This is a genomic window from Tenacibaculum retecalamus, assembly GCF_027941755.1.
Classification (GTDB): domain Bacteria; phylum Bacteroidota; class Bacteroidia; order Flavobacteriales; family Flavobacteriaceae; genus Polaribacter; species Polaribacter haliotis_B.
The window spans coordinates 1,687,822-1,699,790 of sequence record NZ_CP115916.1 but is presented as its reverse complement, the minus strand read 5'-3'; the positions used below and the strand labels follow the sequence as shown (position 1 = coordinate 1,699,790).

The following is an 11,969-nucleotide window of genomic DNA, read 5'->3' as shown; positions in this document are numbered from 1 at the left end:
CATATCAACCCAAAATAAGCTGTACTTTTGCAATGAAATTTTACAATTACATGGAGAAAGATTTTAAAATGACTGCCGTTACGATGGCAGGTTTAGAAGGAGTTTTAGCAGATGAACTAAGAAAGCTTGGTGGTCAGGATGTTAAGGAAGGAATACGTAATGTTACTTTTAAAGGAGATACAGGTTTTATGTATAAAGCAAATATTGCTTTGCGTACGGCTATTCGTATTTTAAAACCGATTAAAAAGAGTAAAATTTTTGATGAAGAAGATTTATACGAAGCAATTCAGCGTGTAAAATGGGATAAATATATTGATGTTGACGGGACTTTTGCTATTGGAGCAGTAGTAAATTCGAAGAATTTTACGACAAATTCACACTATATTAGTTTAAAATCGAAGGATGCAATTGCTGATTATTTTATGAGCAAGTACAAAAAGCGTCCGAATGTAGATTTAAAACATCCAGATGTTAAAATTCATATTCATATTCATAATGAATGGTTAACAATTTCTTTAGATTCATCAGGAGATTCACTACACAAAAGAGGGTATAGAAGCGCTACCAATATTGCACCAATTAACGAAGTGTTAGCGGCAGGATTGGTATTGTTATCTGGTTATAAAGGAGAAGAAAATTTTATCGACCCAATGTGTGGTTCAGGTACGATTTTAATTGAAGCAGCCATGGTTGCTAATAATATACCAGCAAACATTAATCGTAAGCATTTTGCTTTTGAAAACTGGAAAGATTACGATGAGGATTTGTTTTTTGTAATTCAGGATGCGTTGTTAAAGAAAATTACAAGCTCTCATTTTAAAATAATGGGATTTGATAAAGCTCCGTCTGCAGTTACAAAAGCAAAACAAAACATTGTAAACGCCAATTTAGACGAGTTTATAGGTATACACCACGTAAACTTTTTTAACTCTAAGAAAGAAGTATTTGGTAAAACAACCATTTTATTTAACCCGCCGTATGGTGAACGTTTAAATATTGATGTAGAAGAGTTTTATACCAAAATAGGAGATACTTTAAAGCATAATTATCACGATTCTACAGCTTGGTTAATTACTTCGGATATGTTAGCGTTAAAACATGTTGGGTTAAGAACGTCAAAGAGAATACCGCTTAAAAATGCCGATTTAGATTGTCGTTTTGTAAAGTATGAACTCTACGAAGGAAGTAAAAAAATGAAAAACGATTTCGAATCTGATATCGAAGCATAATAAAAAAATCCGCTGAAAACTTTCAGCGGATTTTTTGTAAAAAAAAGTATTACTTTATTATTTCTATTAAAGGATTTTTATCTGCTGTTTCGAAAGGGTCAGGTTCCCAATTTCCTTGTATGGTACTTTTTGGTATTTCTTCTCCTGTTATTTTATCAATATGATGTATTACAAAATAAGTATCGTTACTAATAGATAAAATATACATATTATTTTTTTCAAACACTTCGTTTTCAAATCCAGGTTTAAATACGTTAAAAGATTTTTTTACAAATGCTATTTTTTTAGTGTCTTCTTTTGTTGGTGTATAAAACTGTGTTGTTCCGAAAACATCGAAAGGGAGCGTGCTTTTTGTTATTACATTTACAGAGAAATTATAATTAAAATGACCTTTTTTGTAGCCTAGAGGAGTAAATTTAATAAACCTTTTAAAGTGAACTAAAACTTTTTTTTTATTAGACCAAGCTGTTACTTCAAACTCATTTAAGTTTATTTTTAAGGAAGGATATTTTTCCTTAAGAATGCTTTTTGCTTTTTTAATGAGTACTTCTCTTCCTAAGTTTTTTGTATTTTCAATTTTGTGCTCCATATTGCTATTTTGACAAAAAACACCGTTGATATTAATTGATGTAATTAATATGAATAAAAAAATATTTTGAAGTTTCATTTTTCTAAAATACATTTATCATGCTGATTTTGTTAGATTTTTAAATGTAAATTTAATGAAAAAAGCTCAAATTACTAAGTAATGGTGTTTTGAGCTTCGCATAATGCTAATTAAATTGAGCGAAAGGAAAAAAACATTATTCTTCTAGTTTATATTTTGAAATATAACCAGATACATCTCCACCAAAATAAAGATAGCCATCGTGTTCTTCAACAGAAGTGGCTTCTGTTACAAACTCTCCTGTTGTATCGTAATATGTTTTTATGATTTCTCCTTTACTACTTAAGTGCATTATCATTCCGTATGGTACAGCTTTAGGTTGTAAAAAAGAAGGAAGTCCATATATAATTTTTTTAAGGAGAGGTTTTGGGTGTATTTCATCTAATGATTTATCTCTTTTTGTAGAAAAACCAAGCCAAAAACTACCATCTAACCTTCTAGAAACTCCATTTGGGAAACCGGGTAAATTATCTATAAAAATATCTTTAGTTCCTTTTTTATCACCTTTAAGCCAATATCTAATTATTCTATATTTTGCTAAATCAACCATTAAAACGAAATCATCATTCTGTGAAACAGCAACCCCGTTTCCAAAGTAAGTACCGTCTATAAGAGTTTTTACTTGTTTGGTTTTGGGATTATAACTGTAAAGACCTCCGTCTGGTTTAGCTTCCATTAATAACTTCCAAACATTTTTATTACTAAAGGTCATTTTTGAGGATGTATTTGTAAAATAAATCATGCCATCTTTAGCAATATCTACATCATTAGGTATTAAGAATTTGTTCCCGTTTTCATCTTCACTTGCCAATGTTTTTATTTTACCATTTAGATCAATACTTATTAAGCCTCTTTCTAAATCGCAAGCAATAAGATGTTGATTGCTATCAAAATGTAATCCTGTAACCCAAGATTCAGAATTGGAGAAAACAGAAACTTTCCCCGAAGGAGCAATTTTTAAAACACGTCCATCGGTGAAATCTGTTTTAGAAATGTGTACGCCACAGTATAGATTTCCTTGATTATCTATAGCAACATCTTCAGGGTAAAACCAACCGTTTAAGTTTATGCGTTGGGTTTTACTTAGTAATTCGTTTTCAGCCATAACTCCTTCTAGTTTTGGTATTAAAGGAGGTGTCCAAGCTATTGGAGAAATTGATCGAGCGTTATATAAAATACTAATAATGAATGCTACAAGCATTACAGATACTAAGATAATAGATAATTTTATTTTATTTGAAATTTTCATTGTGCTTATTTATAGGTTTATGAAACACAAAGAAAGAACTGTTTTAATATTTACATCTTGACATTTGTTATGAAATGGAAATTTCTTTCCGAACTCTACTTAACGATTCTGGTGCTATACCAAGAAAACTAGCAATTTGGTGTTGAGGAACTCTACTTATAATTTTTTTATTGTAATTTTTTAAGAAATCTAAATACTTTTTTTTAGCTGATTTAGTTTGCATTGTTAAGCTTCTTTCTATAGCACAAAGGTGATTTTTTTCAGCTAAAATTCTACCAAATTTTTCAAATTTCGGTGATTCTTTATATAGTTGATCCAAGTTACGAGAAGATATTTCATAAACAATACTATTTTCAATTACTTCTAAGTTTTCTGAAGAAGGTATTTGATGTATAAAACTATTAAAAACAGTTATAAATTGATGGTCACAAGAAAAGTAAGTAGTAATTTCTTTTTCCTCTAAGTTCTTATATGTTCTAAGTAATCCATATTCAATAAAGTACAATTTTTTTGCAGTTTTACCTTCTTTAATTAATAAGGTTTTCGCTTTATATTCCTGCCTTTTTAATTGATTAGAAAACTGCTCCCATTCATTTTCTGTTAACCCAATGATTTCTTTTAATATGCTCCTTAATTCGTTCATTTTTAGTTGTCTTTAAAGTGGGTAGCTCTTTTTTATATTTCTTTAATACTTGATAATTGAATAATAAAGTATAAATAAAATTTTTCTATAAGGATTAATAGCTTTATAAAAATAGCCTAAGAAATTGTGTTATCATTTAGGTTTTCTATAGTAAACAACTAAGTCGTAACATATTTTAACTATTGAGTGCTTTTAGAATTTAAATGCCTGATTTCGGTTTCATCATTCCTTTTAAAAGAGATAGATTAGTAGGGGGTAAGAAGATAATAAAGTTAGATGTAAGAAAGCCTAACCCTAAAAAGATTTTTTAGGATTAGGCAATTATAAACTTATTTAAACTTTACCGATACTTTTTCTGCAATACCAACAATTACTTCGGTAGCTTTTAAAATACTTTCAACAGGTACATATTCGTAACGTCCGTGAAAATTATGCCCTCCAGCAAAAATATTAGGACACGGTAAGCCTTTGTAAGATAATTGAGAACCATCTGTACCACCACGAATTGGTTTAATTAATGGTTTAATTCCCATTTCATTCATAACTTCTTCAGCGATATCAACAATATGCATAACCGGAGTTACTTTTTCTTTCATATTGTAGTATTGATCTTTAATTTCAATTTCAATTAAGTCTTTACCTAGTTTCGTATTCATTACCGAAACTAAATCTAACATGGCTTGTTTACGATTTTTAAACAACTCCATATCATGATCTCTAATAATATATTGTAATGTGGTTTGCTCAACCTTTCCTTCCATATGATGTAAGTGGAAAAAACCTTCATAACCAGTAGTTTTTTCAGGAACTTCATCGGCTGGCATTGCGTTGATTAATTCGCTAGCAATAGTCATCGAATTAATCATTTTTCCTTTAGCATATCCTGGGTGAACTATTTTACCATTTACAGTAATTTTAGCACCAGCTGCATTAAAATTTTCATATTCTAGCTCACCAATCTGACTTCCGTCCATGGTGTACGCCCATTTAGCTCCAAATTTTTCAACATCAAACATATGCGCACCTTTACCAACTTCTTCATCCGGCGGAAAACATACTCTAATTTTACCGTGTTTAATTTCTGGATGCTGAATTAAATATTCCATCGCAGAAACAATTTCGGTAACACCAGCTTTATCGTCGGCACCTAACAGCGTTGTTCCGTCAGTAGTAATGATAGTTTGACCTTTGTATTGTAATAAGTCATCAAAATAATCAGGAGACAATACAATGTTTTGCTCTTTGTTTAAAATAATGTCTTTTCCGTCGTAATTTTCGTGGATTTGTGGTTTTACATTCGCTCCAGTAAAATCAGGACTTGTATCTATATGCGCAACAAAACCAATTGTTGGTACTTCGTAATCTAAATTACTAGGCAGCGTAGCCATTAGGTAACAGTTTTCATCTAAATCTACCTCTTCCATTCCTATTTCTTTCAATTCTTTTTCAAGAACCTTTGCTAAATCCCATTGTTTTTCGGTACTCGGAAAAGCAGGATTGTTAGGATCGCTTTCAGTATCAATAGTTACATATTTTATAAATCGATTGATGATATGTTGTTTGTTCATTGTTGTAGTTTTTAGCATTTCAAAAGTAACTAATTCAGTTGTGTTTTGTTAATTAAATTTAGGGCTTTACAAATTCGTTCATCTACTAAAGAATCTCCATAAACTTCGGTTTTAACATGTAAGAAGTTGTCATCGTTTATTTTAGTAAAGGTATTTAATATATGATACGAATAATTGCCTTTTTTACCTTTAGCATAACTGTAATAAGAAGGCTTATTAAGAATGTTTACATCGTTGGTTTTAATTTCTGATAAGTCCATTTTTTTATTGTCATCCGTAATTTTTTGCTTAAAAGTATTGTCTAAAAAAACAGTTTTATGCACCAAAGTAACATCCATAAGTGTTGTTTTTGTAACACTGGTGGTTGTGTCGGCAGCGTAGATAGATGTTTTCGTGTCATCATAATATAAGTTTACCTTCCAATGTTTTGGCAGTTGTACACTAAACATATTTCTAACATCTTCACTTTTTTTAAGATTATCATAAAAACTAGTTTCTTTACAGGGAAACTCTTCTTTTAAATCGGGAAATGAATTACAAGAAATCATTAAAATTAACACTAAAACAGTTACTATATTTTTCATTTTTTTCTATTTCTGATGTTTAAAATAAGCGATTAACAAATCTACTACATAACTGTAAGATTTTATTCCTTTTGATTGATTGTTTGCTTTTAAATATGAATTGTAGCCTTTTTTTAAATACGGCTCAATAGGATTTTCAAATTGTTTCCAATGTAAATAACTATCTCTATAATCTTTATAAATTCCGATATTTACCGTTTTTTTAATTTCAGAAGCCAACTCTTTATCTCGTCTGTAAATTTGACGAATACAGTAATTATACGCCATTCTGTATCCTGAATATTTAAAGTATAAATCGTCGTTTTTAATAGCCGCTAAGAAACCAACAAAATTTGCGTCATTTTCTGCAGCCCAACCAATTTGATGTGCCATTTCGTGACAAGTCGTTGACGGATATCCCGTTTTAGGAATCCTATCATTTATTTGCGCCTCGCCTGTAATCGGATTTATATAACCTGCGGTTCCGTTATAAGATTGAAACAAACTCACTAAAGAACTTTTTATAGACGGATTTTTATACGCTAACTGCGGATAAATAAAAGCTAAGTTTTTATAACCATTGGTAGCTAACTGGTAAATTTCTTTTTGAGAATATGGAACGGTAACTTTTATAGTATCATTTTTGGTAATTTGTAAATGAATTTTATTTAATTCTAAAACAATTTGTTGCGTAGTTTCAACCAACTGTTCGGTTGTGTATGTTGATTGTTGCAAGCCTAAATTTTTAGCCAAAGGCTCGCGAAAATAATTGAATCCCCAAAAAGCATAAAAACAAAAATAAATAATAGATAAAGTCGTTATAAACTTCAGAAGCAACGGTATACTGTTTTTAAATCGGTTTTTAATTAATTGATAAATAGCTTTAACGAACAAGAATATCAATATAAAACCTAAAAAATCACCAAACGAAAAAGGAATCCATCCTAAAATAAAGCGAAAGAAATTAGAAATATAAGGATATATTCCTGTGCTGTAATATTGCTCTACCCATTGTGGTTTTTGGCTAAAAAAATGCACAAATAATATTTGAAAAGGTAAAGTTAAAGCTATTATAAGCTGTTTTTTATTGTACTGCATAACATCAAAAATAAGAAAGTTAGTACGTTATCAACAAGTTAATAACAGTTTTGTTTACAAAATTTGTGCATAAAGAAAGTTAAAGATAGCTCCTAGAAGTATCAGCTTAAAAAATTACATTTGCAGTTATGGAAAGAACTCAATCTCTTAGAGGAACTAAAACTGACAAGGCTAAAATTATTAGTCTTGAAAAAGGAAAATTACCACCACAAGCTTTAGAATTGGAAGAAGCTGTTTTAGGTGCCATGATGATTGATAAAAAAGGAATCGATGAAATAATTGATATTCTTAATCCTGATTCTTTTTATGATAAAAGGCATCAAGAAATTTACGCGGCTATTTATACACTTTTTCAAAATTCTGAACCGATTGATTTACTTTCAGTATCAAATCAATTAAAGAAAAACGGAACTTTAGATTTAGCCGGAGGTGATTTTTTCTTAATAGGTTTAACTCAAAAAGTAGCCTCTTCGGCACATATTGAGTTTCACGCAAGAATTATATTAGAAAAATATATTCAGCGAAAATTAATTACAATTTCGTCTGAAATAATAGAAAGTGCTTACAACGAAACTATTGATGTTTTTGATTTATTAGATGATGCCGAGGGTAAATTATTTGAAGTAACACAAGGAAATCTTAAAAAAGGAGCCGAAAGAGCCGATTCATTAGTACAACAATCTATTACCAAAATACAAGAAATTTCTGGTAAAGAAGGAATGAGTGGTTTGGCTACCGGATTTACAAAATTAGATGCTTTAACTTCAGGTTGGCAACCATCAGATTTAATTATTATTGCAGCACGTCCTGGTATGGGAAAAACGGCCTTCGTAATTTCGATGGCTAAAAATATGGCGATTGATTTTAACCACGCCGTTGCAGTATTCTCTTTAGAGATGTCATCGGTACAGTTAATTACACGTATGATTTCTTCTGAAACAGGTTTAACATCAGAAAAATTACGTAAAGGAAACCTAGAACCACATGAATGGGAACAGTTAAATGTAAAGGTTAAAAGACTTTCAGATGCTCCTATTTTTATTGATGATACTCCGGCGCTTTCAATTTTCGATTTACGTGCAAAAGCACGACGTTTAGTATCGCAACACGATGTGAAAATAATTGTAATTGATTATTTACAGTTAATGACAGCTGGTGGAGCAGGAGGAAACCGTGAACAAGAAATATCAACTATTTCGCGAAACTTAAAAGCATTAGCAAAAGAATTAAGTATACCAGTAATTGCTTTATCTCAATTATCGCGTGCAGTAGAAACACGTGGAGGCTCTAAGCGTCCGTTACTATCAGATTTACGTGAATCTGGAGCAATTGAACAAGATGCCGATATTGTATCGTTTATTTTTAGACCAGAATATTACGGTATGACAGAATGGGATGATGATGATCATTCACCATGTGAAGGGCAAGGAGAGTTTATTGTAGCAAAACACCGTAACGGTGGAATGGATAATATCCGTTTAAAGTTTACTGGGCATTTAGCTTTATTCTCAGATTTAGAAGAAGGTATTAGTAGTGAGTTTCAATCGAGTATGAACTCAGGTGCAGAATCTGGATTTAATACTGATGTAGCTTCTAGTAATTTTGCATCGCCAGAAGATGCTTTCGGACCAAGTGATGATGATGTACCGTTTTAAAACTTAAACAATTCATAAAATATAATAAATACACAATTGCTACTTAGTAATTGTGTATTTTAGTTTTTAAAAGTTTGCAATTAAAAAATATGCTAAAAAATAAAGAAATACCTAAGTTTCACGAAACATTTATGCCAATATTAAAAACTCTTTTAAATGAAGAGACTATTCATCATCGTGAAATGAGTAAAGAGATTATCGAAAAGTTTTATTCTCATTTAACAGATGAACAGTTAGAAAAGAAGACGAAAAGCGGAGATACTTTAATTTTAAACAGAATAGCATGGGGTAAATCATATTTAAAAAAAGGAGGTTTCATTGAGTTCCCTAAACGAGGTATGGTGAAAATTACGGATAAAGGTAAAAATTCGGTTAATAAATCTTTATCTCTTAAAGATGTTGAAAATTCATCAAATTTTCTTGATTTTTATACAGAAGAACACCCTACGAAAGATACAACACCTCAAAAAATAGAAAATGCTTCTCCGCAAGATCTAATTGATGAAGGGTTTTTACAAATTGAAACAGAAGTTAAGGAAGAACTTTTAGATAAGTTGAAATCGATGGATCCTTTTTATTTTGAAAAGGTAATTTTAATTCTCCTAAAAAAAATGGGTTATGGTGATTTCATAGAAACAGCTAAGACAGGTGATGGAAGCATAGATGGTATAATTAATGAAGATAAGCTAGGCTTGGATAAGATTTATATTCAAGCCAAAAGATATGGAGAAAATAAAGTTAGAGAAAAAGATATAAGAAATTTTATTGGAGCAATGAGTGGAGATACTAAGAAAGGAGTATTTGTAACAACTTCAACCTTTGATAAAGGAGCAGAAAAGAAGGCAAATGATGCTCATCATACAATAATTCTTATAAATGGAGATAAATTAGTTAACCTTATGCACGAGTTTAGTGTTGGTTTACAATTGAAATCAATTTATGAGGTAAAGGAAATAGATTTAGATTTTTTTGAAAGCGAGTAGTATATCGTTGATTATTACTTTAAACTTAATTTTAGAATTTTTAATATGATTAAAAAACACCTATACATATTAATATTATTTTTATTAGTGTCAAACTCAATTTGGGCATCTTTTATTTATGTTCCGATGAGTAATGAGAATCAGAAAAATCATTTAAAAGCATACGGAATTGTGTATTACGCGTTGCAAAACGGGTTAAAAGCAAAATGGTTGTTAAATTATGACGGCGGTGCTTTTTTAATAGAAAACAACGAATCAATTGAAAAAGAATGCAAAATACGCGGAGTTTCTTATCGAATAATCTCAGATGCTAAATCAGTATTAATTTTAGAAGAAATTTCATCACCTTCAAAAAATCAAGAAGCAGTAACTTTAGAAAAAGCGCCAAAAATAGCGGTGTATTCACCAAAAGGTAAAATGCCTTGGGATGATGCTGTAACGATGGTACTCGCTTATGCTGAAATTCCGTTTGATGTAATTTATGATGAGGAAGTATTAAACGATAAATTACTATTATATGAATGGCTGCACTTACATCACGAAGATTTTACGGGACAATATGGTCGTTTTTACGGTGCCTTTAGAACGGCACCTTGGTATATTCAACAGAAAAAAGATGCCGAAGCATTGGCTAAAAAATTAGGCTATACTAAAGTATCAGAAGAAAAAAGAGCGGTAGCAAAAAAGATTAGAGATTACGTAGTTGGTGGCGGATTTATGTTTGCCATGTGTTCAGCAACCGATAGTTTTGACATTGCTTTGGCTGCTGATGGAGTAGATATTGCAGAGGGAATGTTTGACGGTGATGCTTCAGAACCTAATTATCAATCTAAAATAGATTTTAATAAAACCTTTGCTTTTAAAGATTTCGAGTTGATTCGTAATCCAACAACTTACGAGTTTTCATCTATTGATATGACTCGTAAACGTAGAATTAAAAAAGAGGTTGATTATTTTACATTGGGAGAGTTTTCAGCAAAATGGGATCAAGTACCAACCATGTTAACTCAAAATCACACACAATTGGTAAAAGCATTTATGGGGCAAACAACTTCTTTTGATCGTAGTACTGTAAAATCTACCGTAATGATTTTAGGAGAAAACAAAACCAATGGAGAGGGTAAATATATTCACGGAACTAAAGGAAAAGGTATGTTTACTTTTTATGGAGGTCATGATCCTGAAGATTATCAGCATAGAGTAGGAGATCCGAAAACTGAGTTGGATTTACACCCAACATCGCCAGGGTATCGCTTAATTTTAAATAATGTGCTCTTTCCAGCAGCAAAAAAGAAAAAGCAAAAAACTTAAATAAAGTAATTGGCAATTGTTTTCTAAACAGTTACTTTTGTCGGAACAAAACAAAACAACAATGCCAACAACACAACAGCTTCAAGATTTTACACAACAAGTTCGTAGAGATATCGTAAGAATGGTTCACGCAGTAAATTCAGGGCATCCAGGAGGATCTTTAGGATGTGCAGAGTTTATAACCTGTTTATACCAAGAAATCATGGATTATTCTACTGATTTTAAAATGGACGGAAATAACGAAGATTTATTCTTTTTATCAAACGGACATATATCGCCAGTTTACTATAGCGTTTTAGCACATAGTGGTTTTTTTCCAGTATCAGAATTAGCAACGTTTAGAAAATTAGATTCTCGTTTACAAGGGCATCCAACAACACACGAAAACCTACCAGGTATTCGTATTGCTTCAGGATCTTTAGGACAAGGTATGAGTGTTGCTATTGGTGCTGCTGAAGCAAAAAAGTTAAACGGAGACGATAAAATTGTATATACATTACACGGTGATGGTGAATTACAAGAAGGTCAGAACTGGGAAGCAGCAATGTATGCATCAGGAAAAAAAGTTGATAATATAATTTCAACTATTGATGTAAACGAAAAACAAATTGACGGAACTACAGATCAAGTACTAGCAATGGGAAGCTTAAAAGCAAAGTTTGAAGCTTTTGGTTGGGATGTATTAGAAATAAGAGAAGGAAATAATGTGGAAGCTATTTTAAGCGGAATGGCAGATGCAAAATCTCGTACCGGTAAAGGAAAACCAGTTTGTGTGTTATTATACACTGAAATGGGTAACGGTATCGATTTTATGATGCATACACATGCTTGGCATGGTAAGGCACCAAATGATGAGCAATTAGCTTCTTCATTAGCGCAAAACCCAGAAACATTAGGAGACTATTAAAATAGTTTTACATATAAAATTTAAATCCCGCTGTAAAGCGGGATTTTTTTATGTTTTTATTCACAAAAAAGCGTAAGTAATACCGTAAATTTACGT

General features: G+C 31.1%; 11 protein-coding genes. 5 read left to right on the top strand and 6 right to left on the bottom strand.

Features of this window, described 5'->3' with window-relative positions; all coding sequences use genetic code 11:
• The first annotated feature begins 50 nt into the window (after window positions 1-50).
• Window positions 51-1,229 carry a THUMP domain-containing class I SAM-dependent RNA methyltransferase gene (locus PG912_RS08080; RefSeq protein ID WP_260584895.1) on the top strand — a complete coding sequence of 393 codons (1,179 nt, stop codon included), beginning with the start codon at window positions 51-53 and terminating at the stop codon, window positions 1,227-1,229.
• Window positions 1,230-1,278: 49 nt separating this feature from the next.
• Here PG912_RS08080 and PG912_RS08075 read toward each other — a convergent pair whose 3' ends face one another.
• The 6 genes from PG912_RS08075 to PG912_RS08050 all read right to left on the bottom strand — a co-directional run bounded on the left by PG912_RS08075 (window position 1,279) and on the right by PG912_RS08050 (window position 7,017).
• Window positions 1,279-1,818 (bottom strand): hypothetical protein, encoded by a 540-nt coding sequence (locus PG912_RS08075; RefSeq protein WP_275687131.1) that lies wholly within the window; start codon window positions 1,816-1,818, stop codon window positions 1,279-1,281.
• 214 nt (window positions 1,819-2,032) lie between these two features.
• Window positions 2,033-3,145, bottom strand: coding sequence for an SMP-30/gluconolactonase/LRE family protein (locus tag PG912_RS08070; RefSeq protein WP_275687130.1), 1,113 nt, complete (start codon window positions 3,143-3,145; stop codon window positions 2,033-2,035).
• A 67-nt stretch (window positions 3,146-3,212) separates the two neighbouring features.
• The gene (locus PG912_RS08065; protein ID WP_275687129.1) at window positions 3,213-3,788 is read right to left on the bottom strand and encodes a Crp/Fnr family transcriptional regulator; all 576 of its coding nucleotides are present in this window, start codon (window positions 3,786-3,788) and stop codon (window positions 3,213-3,215) included.
• A 329-nt stretch (window positions 3,789-4,117) separates the two neighbouring features.
• Window positions 4,118-5,356: a peptidase T gene (gene pepT / locus PG912_RS08060; RefSeq protein ID WP_275687128.1), complete on the bottom strand. Its 1,239-nt coding sequence runs from the start codon at window positions 5,354-5,356 to the stop codon at window positions 4,118-4,120.
• 29 nt (window positions 5,357-5,385) lie between these two features.
• Window positions 5,386-5,940 (bottom strand): hypothetical protein, encoded by a 555-nt coding sequence (locus tag PG912_RS08055; RefSeq protein WP_275687127.1) that lies wholly within the window; start codon window positions 5,938-5,940, stop codon window positions 5,386-5,388.
• Between the two features lie 6 nt (window positions 5,941-5,946).
• Window positions 5,947-7,017, bottom strand: coding sequence for a DUF3810 domain-containing protein (locus PG912_RS08050; RefSeq protein ID WP_275687126.1), 1,071 nt, complete (start codon window positions 7,015-7,017; stop codon window positions 5,947-5,949).
• 128 nt (window positions 7,018-7,145) lie between these two features.
• Here PG912_RS08050 and dnaB point away from each other — a divergent pair, with 128 nt between their 5' ends.
• From dnaB to PG912_RS08030, 4 genes are all read left to right on the top strand, one after another.
• Window positions 7,146-8,672 carry a replicative DNA helicase gene (dnaB, locus tag PG912_RS08045; protein ID WP_275687125.1) on the top strand — a complete coding sequence of 509 codons (1,527 nt, stop codon included), beginning with the start codon at window positions 7,146-7,148 and terminating at the stop codon, window positions 8,670-8,672.
• Window positions 8,673-8,761: 89 nt separating this feature from the next.
• Window positions 8,762-9,655 (top strand): restriction endonuclease, encoded by an 894-nt coding sequence (locus PG912_RS08040; RefSeq protein ID WP_275687124.1) that lies wholly within the window; start codon window positions 8,762-8,764, stop codon window positions 9,653-9,655.
• A gap of 126 nt (window positions 9,656-9,781) precedes the next feature.
• Window positions 9,782-10,966, top strand: a complete 1,185-nt coding sequence (locus PG912_RS08035) for an asparagine synthetase B (protein WP_275689029.1) — start codon at window positions 9,782-9,784, stop codon at window positions 10,964-10,966.
• A 61-nt stretch (window positions 10,967-11,027) separates the two neighbouring features.
• The gene (locus PG912_RS08030; RefSeq protein WP_260584887.1) at window positions 11,028-11,873 is read left to right on the top strand and encodes a transketolase; all 846 of its coding nucleotides are present in this window, start codon (window positions 11,028-11,030) and stop codon (window positions 11,871-11,873) included.
• Window positions 11,874-11,969 lie beyond the last annotated feature (96 nt).